The organism is Methylomonas sp. MK1, assembly GCF_000365425.1.
Classification (GTDB): Bacteria; Pseudomonadota; Gammaproteobacteria; order Methylococcales; family Methylomonadaceae; genus Methylomonas.
The window spans coordinates 3378972-3396736 of record NZ_AQOV01000001.1 but is presented as its reverse complement, the minus strand read 5'-3'; the positions used below and the strand labels follow the sequence as shown (position 1 = coordinate 3396736).

Here is a 17765-nt window from a genome sequence, read left to right as displayed (position 1 = left end):
AATTGCTCAGCTATGTCATCGTTGTCGAGAAGCCTGCCATGTCCAAAATCACGCTAATTTTAAAGTCCGTCGCCGGCTTTTTACTGTATTGCGGCATCTGCCAGGGTGTGTCGGCAAAGCCGTTGCCGTTACGCGAGCTGGAGTTGCCGGTGTCGGGCTTTAGCCAGCAGCATCACCTTGAAAAAACGGCGGATGGGCAGTTACTGCTCAGTTGGGTGGAAACCGATGTGGGGACCAGTAAGGCGAAATTTGCCGTGCTGGAAGAACAAGGTTGGAGTATGCCGTTAACCGTGGTCAAAGTCGATGGCAAACTGGCCGACCCGCCGGTAGTGCTGGGCCTGAGCGACGGCAGCCTGGCCGCTGCCTGGATGCCCTATACCCAAGGTGCGGCCAGCCGATACGCGGCGGATATTTATCTGGCGCGCTCGATTGATGGCGGCTTGACGTGGTCGCCGCCGTTAAAGCCGTATGGCGACGAAGCACGTATCTACGATGCGCAAATGTCTTTGGCCGCACTTCCCGATGCACGACTGGCGCTGGTCTGGACCGACATGCGCAACGCCAGCCACGACCCGGCGGCCGATAAGAAAACCAACCGCTACCAACTGATGGCGAGCGTAATCGACAAAAATTGGCGCGCCAGCCCGGAGCTAACGCTGGATGACGATGTTTGCTCCTGCTGCCGCAGTTTTACCGACGCGCTGGGCGAACAATTGGTCACCGTTTATCGCGACCATGCTGTCGGCGAAATTCGCGATATTAGCGCCGTGCGCTGGCAAGCCGGCGGTGATCCGAAAATCGCTAGCGTTCATGCGGACGGCTGGGTGATCGGCGGTTGCCCCAGCAATGGGCCATCCATTGACCTGGCTCCCAACGCAGGCGTGGCCGCTTGGTTCACCGCCGCCGACGGTAAAGGCCGGGTGAAACTGGCCTTCTCCACTGACAACGGCGCGCATTTTAATTCACCTATCGAGCTGGATGCCGACGCCAGCGGCTATACCAACGCCTTACTGCTGGACGACGGTTCAGCCTTGGTCAGCTGGCGCGGCCGCAATGGGCCAGAAGATGAGTTACGAGTCGCCAAAGTGACGACCAACGGCAAAGTCAGCCGGCAAACCACGGTGTATCGCGGCAGCTTCCCGAAATGGCCCAGCAAATACCTGGCGATGGCCCGCGTCGGCAAGCAAGCTTTTGTCGCCTGGACCGATCCGATGCAAAAGAAAGTGCGGCTAGTCTCTTTAACCATCGACTAAGACAAGAGATCGAAGGTAATTATTAACCCAGCCCTTAAATTCCCTGAAGCCGTTAAACCGCGCAGAGAATCCAATATAGCCGCGGGGCTCCCGCCTTCGCGGGAGCGACGATATTTAAGGGCCGGGTTAATGGTCACGATTACTTGTCACCAGCTCACTTAAGGCAAGGACTCTGCCAAAGACTGCGGCATATGCCGCAATTCCCGCTTAAAACAGGTCATATCACGTATCTACTTTGTTTTTAAGCGCCGCCAAAACATTACTACCGACGGCATAGTCGCGCTAACGCGCGGTATCTAATGACAACACGGCTGGCTTGGCTTGGTTATTGCTGAAAAGCATCTTTACTTGCCCCGGCCACGAATGCCTTCAATGTCCAAAGAATCACCAGGATTTCTGCACACGCTGTTTCTGCAACACGCGCACGAAATCGGCAGCTTTTTACGCGGCCGTTGGCCGCGAGAACCCGATATAAACGATATTGTGCAGGAAGCTTTTCTGCGCCTATCGCAATATCCCGAGCCGCAAACCATTCAAAACCCCAGGGCGTTTTTATTTCAGACCGCCGCCAATCTAACGGTTGACCGACATCGCCGCCGCGAAACGCGCGCACGCTTCGATGAACCCGACGCAGACATCGAGCATGTTGCCGACCAGCGCCTTTCGCCCGAGCATTATTGGCAAACTCATCAACAATTGGAGAAATTCTCCATCTGGCTGGACGAATTGCCGGAATTGCGCCGCCATGCCTTTGTGTTATACCGCATAGAAGGCTGCTCGCATGCCGAAATAGCCAAGCGCTTGGGCATTTCAGTACGTTGCTCTGAACGCTATGTGATGCTGGCGATGCAACATATCAGCGCCAAGCTCAGCGCAGAATCGGATCATGATTGGCGGTGATTGCCGCCTGGCCCGCCCATTACAAAGTCCGGTAAACTGTCCCTTTGATAACCACATTTCAATCACTCAGCGTGTCAGACATCGACTCCATTAGCCAAACTGCGCGCGACCAAGCAATAGCTTGGCTACTGCGATTGCGCGATGCGCCCGCGGACGCGCAACTCCAGCGTACTTTCGCGGACTGGTTGGCGGTCGATCCCACTCATCAAGCGGCGTACCGGCAGGTGCAAGCGCACTGGGCTTGGCTGGAGCCGCTTAAAGATCAGGCGTTTCGTGCCCGTGACGAAGCCTTGCGCTATCGACCGCAAACTCACCATTCCACTTGGCGACAATGGCCGGCATACAGCGCAGCGGCGGCACTACTATTCGGCGTCGGCTTGGCAATATTTTCGCCGCAAGGCTGGTACGGCCTGCCGCATAGCTACAACACGGCTAAGGGGCAACGACAGGTGGTGGCCTTATCCGACGGTAGCGAGCTGGAATTGAATACCGATACCGAAGTGCGGGTGCATTTCAATCATGCCCAACGCCGCGTTGAGTTGATACGCGGCGAAGCGTTCTTTAAAGTCATTCACAATGCCGACAGGCCGTTTAGTGTGCAGGCGGGCAATCTTAGCGTGCGCGACATAGGCACGGCTTTTGATGTGTACAAGCAAGCCGACCGGGTTAGTGTCGCGGTGCAAGAAGGTGTGGTGGAAATGTCCGTTCAGAGCGAACATCGCGAATTGCATGCGGGACAACAACTGGCGTATAGCGACGATCATCGCTTCGTGCCGGTCATCGCAAGCGATATTGCCGCCGCGACGGCCTGGCGCCAAGGGCAATTGATTTTTAACGGTCGGCGGTTGGTCGAGGTATTGGCGGAAATCGGCCGTTATCACGACGTGCTGATTCGTCTACCCGATCCGAAACTGGCCGAGCTACGCGTCAACGGCAGTTTCCGCACCGAGCAACTGGACGGGATGTTGAATGCGGTGGCCACGCTACTACCGGTCAACATTAAACGCATCGGTGAGCGTGAGATTGTGTTGGAAGCGATTGCGGGCAAGCATTAAAACGTTCTACCTCCATTCAATTCAATAAATTAATTGAAGTTGCTTGGCGGTTTTTTTTCTCCTCCGCGTCTATGCCCATGAACCCCAAATAAAGGAGACATGGAGTATGACACTGACCATCAAGCGCCTCGGCGTAGCCATCGCGCTGATCTCGGCGCAAGCCTACGCCGACGACAGCAAACACCATTTCGATATTCCGGCCCAACCCCTGGCCGCAGCCCTGCAACAACTATCCGCGCAATCGGGCACGGCGATGCTGTATGCGGAACGATCTACTGCCGGCAAAACCAGTCCGACGTTGCAAGGCGAGTACACTATCGAGGAAGCCGTTCGTAAGCTGTTAAACGGTAGCGGTCTAACTTACAGCATAGATAACGATGGCACCGTAACACTAAAGCCGACATCCTCCAGCAACGATGCGACGATGTTAGGGGCCGTGTTGGTCAAAGGCACGCGCGATCCCAGCGATCCTTACAATAAAGATTACGCAGTCTCCAACGCCGTGACCGGCACCAAAACCGATACGCCTTTGTTCGACACCCCCATTTCCGTGCAAGTGCTACCCAAAGCCATCATCGACGACCAGCAAGCCATCGGGTTGGAAAATGCCCTGAAAAACGTCAGCGGCGTTGCCAAGGGCTGGGGATTTGGTAACGATAAAGACGAGAATCTCTACATTCGCGGCTTCACCAATACCAATAATATTTATCGTGACGGCGTATTAACACCCAATACGCCCATTTCACTGGCTAATGCCGAGCGTATTGAGGTGTTGAAAGGGCCTTCGGCCATGCTCTACGGTCGTGCCCAACCTGGCGGTCTAGTCAATATCGTTACTAAACGACCGCGAACAGATGCCTATTATTCGCTACAACAGCAATTTGGTTCTTTCGATACTTACCGCACTTTGCTGGATGCCACCAATAAAATCACCGAAGACGGTGCATTGGCCTATCGTCTGAATTACGAACATTTGGACAGCGCGACGTTCAGGGATAACCATCCGGTCACTCGCGACTTTGTGGCGCCGAGCCTGACTTGGAACATTAGCGACAAAACCCGATTGGATCTGGATTTTATGTATCAGAACATCAAAGATGTCGCCGATTCCGGGATCCCTTACAGCTTACAACAGTCCGGAGCGATTCCTGGCAAAATTCCATTGCATTTTTCCGGCAACGAACCGACCGACTTTGCAGACAAAGAGGCTTATACCGGCGGCTTAACCCTGACCCACGAGTTTAATCAAGACTGGAAAGTGCGGGCAAAATATTCAACCCATAACCAAACATTTTTAACCGCACAGACTTCTTCGAATGAAAACGTCGATCTTCTGGGTAATTTGGCTAGAGGTTTTATCAAGACCAGCGACGATTTTCAAAATCAATATGGCACCGTGGACATAACCGGTCATTTCGAGACGGGACCGTTGAAACATGCTGTTTTGCTGGGTGCGGATTACTACCATTCCAAGAACAGAAATCTGTTTAGCGCTTATACGACCGCTCCCAATATCAATGTCTTCAACCCACAATACGGATTTACCGAGTTGCTGGACCTGCCGCTGGGAGGACAGAACGATACCGTCAATGAGTGGTATGGCATTTACATTCAGGACCAAATCTCGTTGTGGAATCAATGGCATTTATTGCTGGGCGGGCGGTTCGACAATGCCATGCACAGCAACTATGATGCGCAAGGCGTTTCCACCAATCACACCGACGACGACAACTTTAGTCCCCGCATAGGTTTGTTGTACCACCCCGTGCCGTGGCTAGGTGCCTATGTTAATTATGTTAATGGTTTCAACGCCTTCAATGCAGGACGGCCTATCGACGGCTCCGCCTTCGCCCCGGAAAAATCCAAGGAAATGGAGTTTGGCTTGAAAGGCGAATGGTTGGATGGACAACTGCGCGCCAATCTGGCTTTCTTCGAATTAACCAAAACCAATATTAAATCGCAACTACCGGCCCCTAACAACAGCTTTTACGCCACAATCGGCGCGGCACGCAGTCGAGGCATCGAGTTAGACTTGCAAGGGCAGTTGACCAATTACTGGAACATCATTGGAACTTACACCTACATAGGCGCGGTCGTCACCAGCGGCAACGAGTCGCCGTTCAGCGGCGTGGGCAAAGCAGGCAATCGCCTGGAGAATATCCCCAGAAATACCGCCAGTTTATGGTCCACCTATGATTTTTCAGGTCTGGGGGCACAGGGCTTCAGTGCTGGCGCAGGCGTTTACGTGGTCGACAAGCGCTCGGGGGATGTCGATAACAGCTTCGAAATACCCGGCTATACCCGCCTCGATACGATGTTGAAGTACCAGCACAAAGCCGGACCTTCCCGTATAACTTGGCAATTCAATATAGAAAATCTGTTGAATAAGGAATACATCGCATCCAGCAACGGTTACGGTAATTTTATTTTCCAAACCATGCCCGGTGCACCACGGACTTTCTTGGGCTCGGTTAAGGTGGAGTTTTAGGCTTACACCATCAGGCTCAACGTATGTGTCTCCATCCCGGCAGGGATTGCCGGGATCCGGTTCACAAGGACATGAAGAAACCCCGCCATCCATAGCCGCTGGACTCCGGCCACCCCTAGCGGAGCAACGGCAACTATTAACGCAAACATAGCCTTAATTTAAGACCATCGCAAATGGCTAGATTAGTTTGAATTATCGGTACTGGCCTTAACCCGGCGGCGAGTTACAGGCTTACTCTACGGCTATCGCCATATCTCACGGGATTTTTCCGAATTTCTTCATACTCCCCTACCAAAGAGATCTTCCGGTTTTTGGGCGAAACCTTTTAGTTCGACGCGAATTACATAGTACGGGACCGGCCTAGTGATTCAGCCCATTTTCAAACCCAATTTAGGTGATTTGCCGCATTCGATTCCGTGGCAGTGTTTTCCGCTCATGATTGGCAATCATCACTTTCAAACAACTACAGCCTTGTTTTAAATAGACTTTGTAGCGCACCAGGCTCGTCAGGATGCCTGAATTCGGCCGGATGGAATATTTTTTGCTGACCATTTCGTTCGGTCAACACCGCCAAGCCGAAGTTGGCCTGACTACGCTTGGTACGTTGCTTAACCATTAACTTTTTCGCCATCGGGACTTGTTAGTGCCTAAATCCAAACCATCGCTGTTCGATCGGCTGTTTCAGCGGCATAGCCAGGAGCTCCGGGCCTTTGCCGGCCTGCGCGGCGGCAATGAGTTGGCCGAGGATTTGGTGCAGGAAGCGTATTTGCGCTTGATGCAACATCCCGAGCCGGAATCAATCGACAATGCCAGGGCCTTTCTGTACCGCACGATTGCGAATCTCAGTGTCGATCAACACCGCCGCCAGAGTGTTCGGGAGCGTTTTCATGTCGAAACCGGCGACGACCAGGCACTGCATGACATAACCGCCGCCGAGCCGCTGCCCGAGGATCAATTGGCTTCCGAACAGGAGCTGCAATCCTTGAATCGGATTTTATTGGAACTGCCGGAGACTACCCGCAACGCCTTCGTGCTGTACCGGCTGGAAGGGCTGTCACATAAGGAAATCGGTCGTCGGCTGGGAATTTCCGAACGCAATTCCGTAAGACTAGTCGGCTTCGCCGCGCAGCATGTGCTGCTGCGTTTCGACTCTACGGATGACTAAGCCAGTGGCTGGAGGGTTTTTTTCATCGTTTCTGATACCGGATTTTACCGGGGAGTCGCTATTTTTGCCGAAAGATTTTTTCGAGCTTCCCAGCAGGAAAAAATCGGCAAAAATTACGCGACCGCTTATGCCTGCGGCGCCCCGATTCGTCCGCGTCACCTCGTTTCGACCCAACAAGGGGTCGAAACATAGGCTCTCGCATGACTTAACGCCGTGTCGCGATGCCTTGCAGGTTTTCTCCGCTTCGCTGCGAAAACCCGCCCGGCGCTACGGCTATCGGGGACTAAAAATCTTCACTTCGCTAACGCTCCGTTTCCAAGATTTTCAGCGAATGTCGGGCGGCTAAAGGATAGAATGCCTGTGCTTAGCGCAACCCATCGCCCCCTGTTTAACATGCCCAAAACCGAAGCCTCGCCCGATCTGCAACAGCAAGCCATAGAGTGGATTCTGCGGCTGGATTCGGCTGCCTGCACGCCTGAAGAGCGCCAAGCCTTCCGGGAATGGCTGGCGCAAGGCGAGGACCGGCAACGCATTTACCGGCAATTAGCCGACAAATGGCGCAAGCTGGATCGTTTCAAGGGCGGAGATTTTCCGGTGCGCCGGCAAGCCTTAAGTTACCGCCCCCCGCGCAAGCGTCTGCGCCGTTTTACCGAACTCGCACTGGCCGCTTGTTTGTTGCTGGGTTTGGGCGTGGGTACTTTCTCCGAACAGGGCTGGTACGGTCATCGCAGCCACTATGTCACCGAACGCGGCGACCGCCAGACCGTGCAACTGGCCGATGGCTCGCGCCTGGACCTGAGCGGTGATACCGAGTTGAATCTGCGGGTCAACCGTTGGCGGCGCTCGGTCGAACTGATTAAGGGCGAGGCATTTTTTAGCGTGGCTCACAATCCGCAACAACCCTTCGAAGTCAAAGCCGGCAATGGCACCATTGTCGATATCGGCACACAATTCGACGTAAAGGTGCAAAACCGGCAGGTAGCCGTTGCGGTGTTGGAAGGCGTTGTTAAAGTAGAAACCAACGGCAGCCGGGAAATCAAGGCCAACCAAGTACTCAACTACGATTCACAAGGCAATTTTCAGGACAGCCCGGACAGTTCGGCCAATCTCACTGCCTGGCTGCGCGGCCAACTGGTATTCGAAAACCGCCGCTTGGACGAAGTACTAAACGAACTGGAACGCTTTCACGACACGCGCTTGACCCTGGCCGACCCCAGCCTGGCCAAGCTGAAGGTCAGTGGTACCTTCCATATCGGTAACCTTGATGGCGCGCTGAATGTGATCGCGATGACCCTGCCGGTCAATATTCAACGTCCCGCGCCGGGGCAAGCGCTATTGGTACGACGCTGACCTCCGATAGCACCCCGCTCGTCTTCCCGAATAAATTTTGGCGTCTTTTTCGGCTTGGTGCGTTTCATTCTGAAAACCCACGCAAAAGGAGAAGATGGATGAAGTGTTTAACCCAACCGCTATTGTTCGGCGCCTTGTTGGCTTCAGCCTGCGAAGTGCGGGCAACCGAAACCACCTACAGCTTTGACATCCCGGCCCAGGAATTGGCGGTGGCGCTCCCAAAACTGGCGGCGCAATCCGGCATACAAATTTTTTACGCTCACGATAGCGTGGCTGGTCGCAACGGACCGGCGTTACGAGGCACGATGACACTAAACGAGGCGCTGAGTAAACTGCTGTCGGCCAGCGGCCTGAGTTTTGCGATTGCCGGCGACGGTTCGGTATCGATCAAGGCGGCGAGCAAGGACGCGACGATGTTACAACCGGTGAACGTTATCGGTCAGACGGTTTACGACGCCACCGATCCCTACAATACCGATTACAACCGCCCCAACGCCACGACCGCCACCAAGACCGATACGCCGATCATGGAAACGCCGGTTTCGATTCAGGTGGTACCTAAAGCTGTGCTGGCGGACAAACAGGTGATGACGTTACCGGATGCGGTCAACGGCCATGTCAGCGGCGTGTTGGGCCGCACGGGTGGCGGATTTCTGTATGACAATTTTATCATTCGTGGCTTGGCAGGATCCGGCTTTGGCGATGCCTATCGCAATGGTTTGTTCAATCGTCAGGATATTTACGACATCGCGAACATCGAGCAAGTCGAGATACTAAAAGGCCCAGCCGCAGTGCTGTATGGCAGAATCGAGCCAGGCGGCTTGGTGAACTATGTGACCAAGAAACCGCGCGATACACCGTACTATTCTCTACAGCAACAGTTCGGAAGTTACGATCAATATCGCACCTTGCTTGATGCCACCGGGCCGATTAATGACGACAAGACGCTGCTCTATCGATTCAATGGCTCTTACACGGACAATCAGTCATTCAGGGATTTTGTCGGCAACGAAAGGGTATTTGTCGCGCCGGTTGTTACTTGGCGACCGAATGAAAAGTTCGAGACCAATCTCGAACTGGAATACAAGCATGATAACTTTAACGCCGATTTTGGCATTCCCGCCATTGGCGACCGCCCAGCACCTATTCCAATCACGCGTAGTCTAAAGGACGGTTTTCAGCGCCAAACGGTGGAAAGTACCCTGGTCGGCTTCGACTGGACTTACCACTTTAACGACGATTGGAAAATTACCCAGCGCTACTTGTTTAAAGATTGGTCGCTGAGCGGCCCAGCCATTTTTAATGGTGGCTTACAGGCTAACAACCGCATACTGAATCGTTCGGCCTCGGTGGGTGTACAAGATGTGATGACGCATTCCGGCAATATCGATTTGAACGGCAAATTCGAAATATTGGGCAGCAAGCATAATCTGTTGGTCGGTGTCGACGGCTTCCATGCCACGACCGAGGCCCCGTCCGCAAACGGTTCAGCAGCTTCTATCGATATATACAATCCGGTTTATGGGCGAGTAGATTTTGCCGCCTTGTCCACCTACAACAGATTCTTTTATCGCGAGGAATCCTGGGTGGGCGCGTACGCTCAGGATCAGATAACACTGTTTGATAAGCTGCATATTTTGCTGGGGGGCCGCTACGATAACGTCACCACCGGTGCTATCGCCTCGACGGCCTCCCTGGATGCGGCCAAAGCGGCACGCATAGAACGGGAGGACAATGCTTTTAGTCCGCGAGCAGGTATTCTTTACCAAGTCCAGGATTGGCTGTCGGTTTACGGCAGTTACACCAAGTCTTTCAGTGCCAACAACGGCGTGAGTGTCGGAGGTACGAGTTTTGAGCCGCAGATAGGCAAGCAATACGAAATAGGCCTTAAGACAGAGTCGCATGACAAACGCTTTTCATCGACCCTGGCGTTTTTCCATTTAACTAAAGGTAATCTGCTTACCGACGACCCCAACCAAGCCAATCCCGACTATCAAATTCTGGCTGGAAAGATCAGGAGTAAAGGCATAGAACTGGATCTCGCGGGGCAAATTACCGATCAGCTGCATTTGTTAGGCACTTATGCTTATACGCAAGTTAATTATGTGCAAAGTTTTAGCGGCTTGAAAGGCAATCGTTTGGAGAATGTGCCCGAACATCAAGGCAGCCTCTGGGGAACTTGGCAATTTAACGATGCCTTTAAAGCGGGTTTAGGTGCGGTTGCGGTCGGTAGCCGTCCATGCGATACCGCCAATACCTGCTCCTTGCCCGGGTATGCGCGACTGGATGCGATGGCGGCTTACAGTCCCCGTATCGGGCAGCACAAGCTGACGCTGCAATTGAACATCAACAACCTGTTGGACAAGGACTATTACGCAAATACCTCCGGTGGACGTCACACCAGCATTCCCGGCTCACCTATCAGCGTATTGGGTTCGTTGAAATATGAGTTCTAAAACACGAGCCACGTAGACTGGGTTTGGCGCTAGCGTAACCCTATAGGTCGACATCGATTTGTCGGGTTACGCGCTATCGCACTAACCCGACCTACGTATCATCATTCCCACGCCGACGATGGACTCAAAAACCCCGCATCGCCCGAAAAAACATCGCTGGCCGTTTTCCTGCAATCCACGGACATATCGGGATAAATATAATCCTTGCCCATCCTCACATTGACCTCGACCATCAGGCGTACTTCTTTTGCGCAATATGGCACTGACATTCAAAAAACCAAGCGCATCGGCACCATCTCCGACACCCGAAAGCCCTGTCGCCGGTAAAATTGCTGAGCATGCAGGTTATCGGCATCGGTCAACAAGCTAAGCCGGCGACAACCATTTTGCCGGGCAAACTCCACTGCGTGCTCCAACAACAGGCTACCCACGCCTTGCCCGCGGACATCACTTAACACGACCATGTCTTCCAGCCAGGCCACCCGCTCGCCCAGCGCGGTGGAGACTGTGTAAAGCAGATTAACCATGCCGACAATTTGGCTGTCATGTCGCGCGACAAAAATATGGCCGATGTTCGGGTCGGCTATGATGCGCGTCAATCCCCGACTCTGAGCCACATAATCAGGCTGGAATTCTGCTTCTTGACTGAATAGTTCGCTCAGTAAATGACAAAGCGCCGGGATGTCGGCAGGGCTGGCCAGGCTTATTTCCACTTCTATCTCCCGTGACCGACCAAGGGTTTAAAGCGCACTGTTTGGCAAGTTGGTAAAGAGTTGTTTCCGCATAGCTCAAACCACTTGGCAACTTAGTCCTTAACTGCTTCAACCTGGATAAGTACCTTGACCTCATCGCCCACCGCCGGCACATATTTGTCGATGCCAAACTCCGAGCGTTTTATCGTGCCAAGCGCATCGGCGCCACAGGTGTACTTTAATCTGATGACATTCATCCCGCAGTAAAAGTGTTCAACATTCAGATGCACGGGCTTGCTGATGCCGTGCAAGGTCAAGATGCCGTCCGCTCCGACCAGTTTCTCGCCTTGAAAACTGAGCTTGTCGGATTTGAAGCTCATCACCGGATATTGCGCAGTGTCAAAAAAGTCCTTGCCACGCAGATGCTCTTCCAACTCCGCCAAACCGGTACTGATAGACGCGGTGTTGACGCTGATGTCTATGCTGCCTTTACCCGCCGCGGCATCCAATGTCACTTTGCCTATGGTTTCGTTAAACCGACCCCGCTGCGTGGAAAAACCCAAATGGCTGATTTCGAAGCTGGGAAAGGTGTGATGGCTATCGATGGTATAACTATCGGCGGCCAGCACGCTAAAACTTAACAGACAGGCGGCGGTTGCGGTGCTTAGTTTTCTAATCATGATCATCTCCTTTGTGGGTTAAAACACCAGTGGCACTGCATTATTGCAGAGACTTTGTGATAATAGATCAGCTTTAACTCCATCACTCTGGCCATTTGCCGCTCTCATGCAACGAATCTATTACTATTACGCGGCCTTGATCGGCTTTTTCGGCCTGTTTTTGTTAATGATGGCTTGGCACACGCTATTGTTCCCATCCAACCAGTTACCAACCGCATTGCTATTGTTAATCTCAGTCGGACCGCTATTGCTGCCATTTAAAGGTTTATTGAACCGCGACCTGAAAAGCTGTACTTGGATGACTTATTTAAGCCTGCCGTATTTTGCGCATGGCGTCGCCGAAGCTTATGTCAGTCAAATCGAACGACCTTATGCGCTGCTGGAAGTGTTGTTCAGCCTACTGCTGTGCTTCGGCGCCGGCATGTATGTCTACAAAGCGGAAAAAGCCTGAGCATAATCGGCATGCAAGTCCCCTTACAATTCGAGTTTCAGAACGATCAGACCTTTGCCAGTTTTTTTCCCGGCAATAACACCGAAATCGTCACTCAGTTGCAGGCCTTGGCCACAAACGGCCAGGAGCAACAGATTTTTGTTTGGGGCGATGCCGGTAGCGGTAAGAGCCATTTATTACAGGCCTGTTGTCAGCAAGCCAAGCTGGCGGGGAAAGATCCGTTTTATCTGGCTTTTAACGCTGACAAACTGCCGGCACCGACCTTGCTGGAAGGCTTGGAAGACCTGGAGTTGGTCTGTTTCGACAATATTCAATTGCTTGCCGACCATAGTGATTGGGAGCACGCGCTATTCGCGTTTTACAACACCCATCGGCAAAACAACCATAAACTGCTGCTGGCCGCCGATTGCCCGCCGAAGTTTTTAAGCTTTGCCTTGCCCGACTTGAAAACCCGGATGGCTTGGGGGCTGACCTTAAAAATTCAGCCCTTGCGCGATGATCAGTTAATCGAGGCACTGACTTATAAAGCCCATTTTCTGGGCTTTGACATTCCGCCGACAGTTGGGCGGTTTTTGTTGAATCATTACGTTCACGATTTGGCGGCGCTATGGTTGCTCCTGGAAAAAATCGACCGCGCCACCTTGGCCGCGCAACGCAAATTAACCATTCCGTTTTTAAAGCAGATTCTGGCTGACGAAACATGAACAACAAGGTATTGATCGTCGGCGCCGGCGCCATAGGCGGTTTTTATGGCGGCTTGCTGGCTAAGGCTGGTGCCGATGTCTCGGTGGTGTGCCGCTCCGACTATGCTATTGTCAAACAGCAGGGTTACCGTATCGAAAGCCATGCCTTGGGTAGTTGGCAATTCATGCCAAACCAGGTTTTACGCCAGGCGTCGGAGTATCAAGGTCAACCGGATTACTTGATTCTATGCACCAAGGTCACCCCGGACATTGACCGAGTTGCGCTGATTCGCGATGCAGTAACGCCGCACACGACGATTGTGCTGATTCAGAACGGCGTCGAGATTGAACAAGAAATACAACTGGCGTTTCCGGACAATCTGTTAATCAGCGGCTTGGCGTTTATCTGCTGCAACCGACTGGCTCCCGGTGAGATTAGCCATTTGGCCTACGGCAAACTGATCCTGGGCAATCTGTCGGAGATTGATGAGCCGAAAACGCAGTATTTGCGCGACTTGTTCCTGCGGGCTGGCATCGAATGTTTGGTTAGTGCAGATATTGTCGCCAGCCGCTGGCAAAAGTGCGTCTGGAATGCGCCGTTCAATCCGCTATCGGTATTATCCGGCGGACTGGCAACTCAGGCGATATTGCAGAATCAGGAAAATTTTGTGCGCCGGGTCATGCAGGAAGTCTGTACTATTGCCGAGGCTTGCGGCCATCCGCTACCGGCCAATATTGTCGAAAATCACATTGCCCTGACCCGCGATATGCCGCCGTACAAAACCAGCATGCTGCTGGATTTTGAACGTGGACATACGATGGAAACCGAAGCCATTCTCGGTAACGCGGTGCGCGCCGCCCAGCGGCAAGGTGTAGACTGCCCCTGCCTACAATCGCTTTATGTATTGATGCAACTCCGGGAGCTGCAAATCCGTTCCAATAGCCTTCTTAACTAATTCACACAATTGACATTCTGCTTTTTGTTATTTTTCGGTTAGAATGTGAAGATTTTCATTGACCTTGTCTTTGAAGAAGCCGTGTGAATTTCGCCTCAGACCCTTGCAAAGCGAAGACCGGCCGCATATTTCGCTAGACTAGCAGCTATGTGATCCACAACCAACCGTGGCAATGGTGCTGGGGTTTAAAAGTTTTTATGTCCATTTTTAGAGTATAACCATGACTGATCTATCGCTTTACAGAAACATCGGCATCTTCGCTCACGTCGATGCCGGTAAAACCACTACCACCGAGCGGATTTTGAAGCTGACCGGAAAAATCCACAAAATCGGCGAAGTGCACGATGGCGCGGCGACTACAGACTTCATGGTGCAGGAGCAAGAACGCGGCATCACCATTCAATCGGCTGCCACCACCTGTTTTTGGCCGGGCAGTACCAACCAATTTCAACCGCACCGTTTCAATATCATCGACACCCCTGGGCACGTTGACTTTACTATCGAAGTTTATCGTTCCTTGAAAGTGTTGGACGGCGGCGTCGGTGTATTCTGCGGTTCCGGCGGCGTTGAGCCACAATCCGAAACCAACTGGCGTTATGCGAACGACTCCAAAGTCTCTCGCGTCATCTACGTCAACAAACTGGACAGATTGGGCGCGGACTTCTATCGCGTCGTTAAACAGGTCGAACAAGTATTGGGCGCGAAACCGGTTGTAATGACCCTGCCTATCGGCGAAGAAGAAAACTTTGTCGGCGTGGTCGATTTGCTGACCCGTAAAGCCTGGGTGTGGGATAACTCCGGTGACCCATTGAAATACGAAATTCAAGACGTCCCTGCTGATATGGCAGAGCAAGTCGAAGAATGGCGCGCGAAATTGATCGACCAAGTGGCTGATCAAGACGACGACATCATGGAAAAATATCTGGAAGGTGAAGAGCCAACCATCGAAGAAATCAAACGTTGCATCCGTAAAGGTACCATCGCGATGGATTTCTTCCCGACTTTCTGCGGCTCGTCTTTCAAAAACAAAGGCGTGCAATTGGTGCTGGACGGCGTTATCGAGTATTTGCCGAACCCAACCGAAGTTAATCCACAGCCTGAAACCGACCTGGAAGGCGTCCCAACCGGCGAGCACGCGATCGTCGATGCCGACCGCCCATTGCGCGCACTGGTGTTCAAAATCATGGACGACCGTTTCGGCGCCTTGAACTTTGTCCGTATCTACTCCGGCCGCATCAAAAAAGGCGACACCCTGCTGAACACCTTTACCGGTAAAACCGAGCGTATCGGCCGTATGGTGGAAATGCACGCCGACGACCGCAACGAGATCGAAACCGCGCAAGCCGGCGACATCGTGGCATTGATTGGCCTGAAAAACGTGCAAACCGGCCATACCTTGTGCGACCCGGATCAACCGGCTACGCTGGAACCGATGGTATTCCCAGATCCTGTTATCTCGATTGCCATTTCTCCAAAAGACAAAGGCAGCAACGAGAAAATGGGCATCGCGATCGGCAAAATGGTGCAGGAAGACCCGTCTTTCCGCGTCGAAACCGACCAAGAAAGCGGCGAAACCATCATCAAAGGCATGGGCGAGTTGCATCTTGACATCAAAGTCGACATTTTGCGCCGTACCCATGGTGTAGACGTCAACGTGGGTAAGCCACAAGTTGCTTACCGCGAAACCATTACCCAACGTATCGAAGACAGCTACACCCACAAAAAACAATCGGGTGGTTCAGGTCAATACGCGAAAATCGATTACGTCATCGAGCCAGGCGAGCCAGGCAGCGGTTTTGTTTTCGAATCACAAGTTACCGGCGGTAACGTACCTCGCGAATACTGGCCTGCTGTTGAAAAAGGCTTTAAAGCCAGTATCGACAAAGGTGTGTTGGCAGGCTTCCCTTGCTTGGATTTCAAAGTCATTCTGACTGACGGTGGCTTCCACGCAGTTGACTCCTCGTCCATCGCTTTCGAAATCGCTGCTCGCGCCGCGTATCGTCAATCGATCCCGAAAGGTAATCCGCAATTGCTGGAACCAATCATGAAAGTTGACGTATTCACCCCGGATGCGCACGTCGGTGACGTGATCGGCGACTTGAACCGTCGCCGCGGCATGATCAAATCGCAAGACGCAGGCATTACCGGTGTGCGTATCAAAGCCGATGTACCGCTGAGCGACATGTTCGGTTACATTGGCGATTTGCGTACCATGACCTCAGGTCGCGGTCAATTCTCCATGGAGTTCTCGCACTACACCGCCTGCCCTCGTAACGTCGCGGAAGAAGTGATCAAAGAAGTTAAGGAACGTAACAAAGACAAATAAGCATCATAGGGGCTGCCCTTGTCGGCCCTTTACCCTGCTTAGTATTGCCGATCAGCCACCTGCCGCGTTAAGCGGCAGGTGCATTTTTACCATACAGTATCCGCTATGCACGGACACTTGTTCATTTACCTAACCTTGGAAGAACAATATGGCTTTTGTAATCACCGAAAACTGCATCAAATGCAAATTTACCGACTGTGTTGACGTATGCCCCGTCGATTGCTTTCATGAAGGTCCCAATTTTCTGGTTATAGACCCCGACGAATGTATCGATTGCACCTTGTGCGAACCTGAATGCCCAGCCAACGCCATCCACGCCGAAGACGAGCTGCCGGAAGGTCAAGAGCACTTCGCGGCACTGAACGCGGAACTGGCCAAACAATGGCCTATCATTACGGAAGTGAAAGACTCTTTGCCGGACGCCGACGAGTGGAACGGCAAACCCGGCAAACTTGCGTTGTTGGAAAAGTAAGAACTGTCATTATCTAATGCAATACCGAACCAATGCTCTTCCCAACCAGAAGGGTATTGGTTCAAACCATCGCTAAAGCACCCGCTTAGTAACTAGATTTCACCCTTCTCAACCACCGGCATGATCCAGTAATGGATACCGGAGCCGGCAAATTCGGACTTCAATTTTTCCAGCAAGGCGGAAATAGCCATTTTCTCGGCGTAAATCTGAAAGCGCGCGGTTTGCTGATCGGCATCGTCGGCTTCGGTGAGAAATTTGGTGATTTTATGCTCGCCGGTATCACTATTGAGCAGCTCTTCCTCAAAACTGATCAGGCACTCCATCATCGGCCCCTCCATGACAGGTGGCACGATAAATGAAATGGAGAACTGTTGATGATGCACGGTTCGGAAAAAATCATCTTCACTGTTAAAACGATCAGACGCATTTTTGATTACTTGTAGATACTTACCGCGCCTGCGATCACCCTTGCGCTTTTCGATAATATCGGCAGACACAGGCGTCTGATTTTGGCGAGGGTCGTTGTACCAGCTACGATGGTAATAAGGCCTAACCACCACCATTCTGCCGTTAAACCGGCGATTTTTTAAACCTTTAACAACTCTTTGCACGGAAAGCTCGGAATCCAGCGTTACCACACCGTGATATTCGATAGTACCTATGCGGGTATCCTGTAAGGCCAGAATCTCCACATCGACTATACGGCCGGATTTTCTGAATAAGCCGCTTTTCAAAGCAGGGGCCACAAACTCGGAAATTTCAGTATGCCTGGTATTAGCAGGAATGCGTCGCAAAAAGATGTTCATAGGGCTATGTGTGGCAAGAAAAATAGCTCATT

Annotated in this window: 16 protein-coding genes; 12 read left to right on the top strand and 4 right to left on the bottom strand. The window is 52.4% G+C overall.

Annotated elements, in window-relative coordinates; translation table 11 throughout:
- Positions 1 to 38 precede the first annotated feature (38 nt).
- From G006_RS0116140 to G006_RS0116125, 4 genes are all read left to right on the top strand, one after another.
- A complete protein-coding gene (locus G006_RS0116140; protein WP_020484254.1) occupies positions 39 to 1253 on the top strand; it encodes a sialidase family protein in 1215 nt (404 codons plus the stop codon).
- A 372-nt stretch (positions 1254 to 1625) separates the two neighbouring features.
- Positions 1626 to 2153 (top strand): RNA polymerase sigma factor, encoded by a 528-nt coding sequence (locus tag G006_RS0116135; RefSeq protein WP_020484253.1) that lies wholly within the window; start codon positions 1626 to 1628, stop codon positions 2151 to 2153.
- A 71-nt stretch (positions 2154 to 2224) separates the two neighbouring features.
- Positions 2225 to 3208, top strand: coding sequence for a FecR family protein (locus G006_RS0116130; protein ID WP_033194272.1), 984 nt, complete (start codon positions 2225 to 2227; stop codon positions 3206 to 3208).
- Positions 3209 to 3314: 106 nt separating this feature from the next.
- Positions 3315 to 5696 carry a TonB-dependent siderophore receptor gene (locus G006_RS0116125; protein WP_020484251.1) on the top strand — a complete coding sequence of 794 codons (2382 nt, stop codon included), beginning with the start codon at positions 3315 to 3317 and terminating at the stop codon, positions 5694 to 5696.
- Between the two features lie 463 nt (positions 5697 to 6159).
- On the opposite strand, the gene G006_RS28655 is transcribed toward G006_RS0116125, so the two are convergent.
- Complete coding sequence (locus G006_RS28655; protein WP_160167681.1) at positions 6160 to 6327, bottom strand: hypothetical protein; 168 nt, start codon at positions 6325 to 6327, stop codon at positions 6160 to 6162.
- A gap of 12 nt (positions 6328 to 6339) precedes the next feature.
- On the opposite strand from G006_RS28655, the gene G006_RS0116115 reads away from it, so the two are divergent.
- The 3 genes from G006_RS0116115 to G006_RS0116105 all read left to right on the top strand — a co-directional run bounded on the left by G006_RS0116115 (position 6340) and on the right by G006_RS0116105 (position 10667).
- Entirely contained in the window at positions 6340 to 6861 is a 522-nt protein-coding gene (locus tag G006_RS0116115; protein ID WP_033194271.1) for an RNA polymerase sigma factor, read from the top strand.
- A 360-nt stretch (positions 6862 to 7221) separates the two neighbouring features.
- Entirely contained in the window at positions 7222 to 8211 is a 990-nt protein-coding gene (locus G006_RS0116110; RefSeq protein ID WP_160167680.1) for a FecR family protein, read from the top strand.
- 98 nt (positions 8212 to 8309) lie between these two features.
- Positions 8310 to 10667 carry a TonB-dependent siderophore receptor gene (locus G006_RS0116105; protein ID WP_020484247.1) on the top strand — a complete coding sequence of 786 codons (2358 nt, stop codon included), beginning with the start codon at positions 8310 to 8312 and terminating at the stop codon, positions 10665 to 10667.
- A gap of 269 nt (positions 10668 to 10936) precedes the next feature.
- On the opposite strand, the gene G006_RS0116095 is transcribed toward G006_RS0116105, so the two are convergent.
- Both G006_RS0116095 and G006_RS0116090 read right to left on the bottom strand, forming a co-directional pair.
- Positions 10937 to 11386, bottom strand: coding sequence for a GNAT family N-acetyltransferase (locus G006_RS0116095; protein WP_268743575.1), 450 nt, complete (start codon positions 11384 to 11386; stop codon positions 10937 to 10939).
- Positions 11387 to 11472: 86 nt separating this feature from the next.
- The gene (locus G006_RS0116090; protein WP_020484244.1) at positions 11473 to 12039 is read right to left on the bottom strand and encodes a YceI family protein; all 567 of its coding nucleotides are present in this window, start codon (positions 12037 to 12039) and stop codon (positions 11473 to 11475) included.
- Positions 12040 to 12145: 106 nt separating this feature from the next.
- Here G006_RS0116090 and G006_RS0116085 point away from each other — a divergent pair, with 106 nt between their 5' ends.
- From G006_RS0116085 to fdxA, 5 genes are all read left to right on the top strand, one after another.
- Positions 12146 to 12490, top strand: a complete 345-nt coding sequence (locus tag G006_RS0116085; protein WP_020484243.1) for a DUF2069 domain-containing protein — start codon at positions 12146 to 12148, stop codon at positions 12488 to 12490.
- An 11-nt stretch (positions 12491 to 12501) separates the two neighbouring features.
- Positions 12502 to 13194 (top strand): DnaA regulatory inactivator Hda, encoded by a 693-nt coding sequence (gene hda, locus G006_RS0116080; protein WP_020484242.1) that lies wholly within the window; start codon positions 12502 to 12504, stop codon positions 13192 to 13194.
- Positions 13191 to 14129, top strand: a complete 939-nt coding sequence (locus tag G006_RS0116075; protein ID WP_020484241.1) for a ketopantoate reductase family protein — start codon at positions 13191 to 13193, stop codon at positions 14127 to 14129. Before hda ends, G006_RS0116075 begins: the two co-directional genes overlap by 4 nt.
- A gap of 220 nt (positions 14130 to 14349) precedes the next feature.
- The gene (fusA, locus tag G006_RS0116070) at positions 14350 to 16455 is read left to right on the top strand and encodes an elongation factor G (RefSeq protein WP_020484240.1); all 2106 of its coding nucleotides are present in this window, start codon (positions 14350 to 14352) and stop codon (positions 16453 to 16455) included.
- Positions 16456 to 16603: 148 nt separating this feature from the next.
- Entirely contained in the window at positions 16604 to 16927 is a 324-nt protein-coding gene (gene fdxA, locus G006_RS0116065; protein ID WP_020484239.1) for a ferredoxin FdxA, read from the top strand.
- 92 nt (positions 16928 to 17019) lie between these two features.
- Here the strand turns inward: fdxA and G006_RS0116060 are convergent, their stop codons facing one another.
- Entirely contained in the window at positions 17020 to 17733 is a 714-nt protein-coding gene (locus G006_RS0116060; protein ID WP_020484238.1) for a DUF3240 family protein, read from the bottom strand.
- Positions 17734 to 17765: the final 32 nt, after the last annotated feature.

Coding starts and splice junctions, on each gene's coding strand:
- G006_RS0116060 (WP_020484238.1), bottom strand. CDS start 17,733: ATGAACATCTTTTTGCGACGCATTCCTGCTAATACCAGGCATACTGAA.
- hda (WP_020484242.1), top strand. CDS start 12,502: ATGCAAGTCCCCTTACAATTCGAGTTTCAGAACGATCAGACCTTTGCC.
- G006_RS0116140 (WP_020484254.1), top strand. CDS start 39: ATGTCCAAAATCACGCTAATTTTAAAGTCCGTCGCCGGCTTTTTACTG.
- G006_RS0116085 (WP_020484243.1), top strand. CDS start 12,146: ATGCAACGAATCTATTACTATTACGCGGCCTTGATCGGCTTTTTCGGC.
- G006_RS0116090 (WP_020484244.1), bottom strand. CDS start 12,039: ATGATTAGAAAACTAAGCACCGCAACCGCCGCCTGTCTGTTAAGTTTT.
- fusA (WP_020484240.1), top strand. CDS start 14,350: ATGACTGATCTATCGCTTTACAGAAACATCGGCATCTTCGCTCACGTC.
- G006_RS0116125 (WP_020484251.1), top strand. CDS start 3,315: ATGACACTGACCATCAAGCGCCTCGGCGTAGCCATCGCGCTGATCTCG.
- G006_RS0116105 (WP_020484247.1), top strand. CDS start 8,310: ATGAAGTGTTTAACCCAACCGCTATTGTTCGGCGCCTTGTTGGCTTCA.
- G006_RS28655 (WP_160167681.1), bottom strand. CDS start 6,327: ATGGCGAAAAAGTTAATGGTTAAGCAACGTACCAAGCGTAGTCAGGCC.
- G006_RS0116135 (WP_020484253.1), top strand. CDS start 1,626: ATGTCCAAAGAATCACCAGGATTTCTGCACACGCTGTTTCTGCAACAC.
- fdxA (WP_020484239.1), top strand. CDS start 16,604: ATGGCTTTTGTAATCACCGAAAACTGCATCAAATGCAAATTTACCGAC.
- G006_RS0116075 (WP_020484241.1), top strand. CDS start 13,191: ATGAACAACAAGGTATTGATCGTCGGCGCCGGCGCCATAGGCGGTTTT.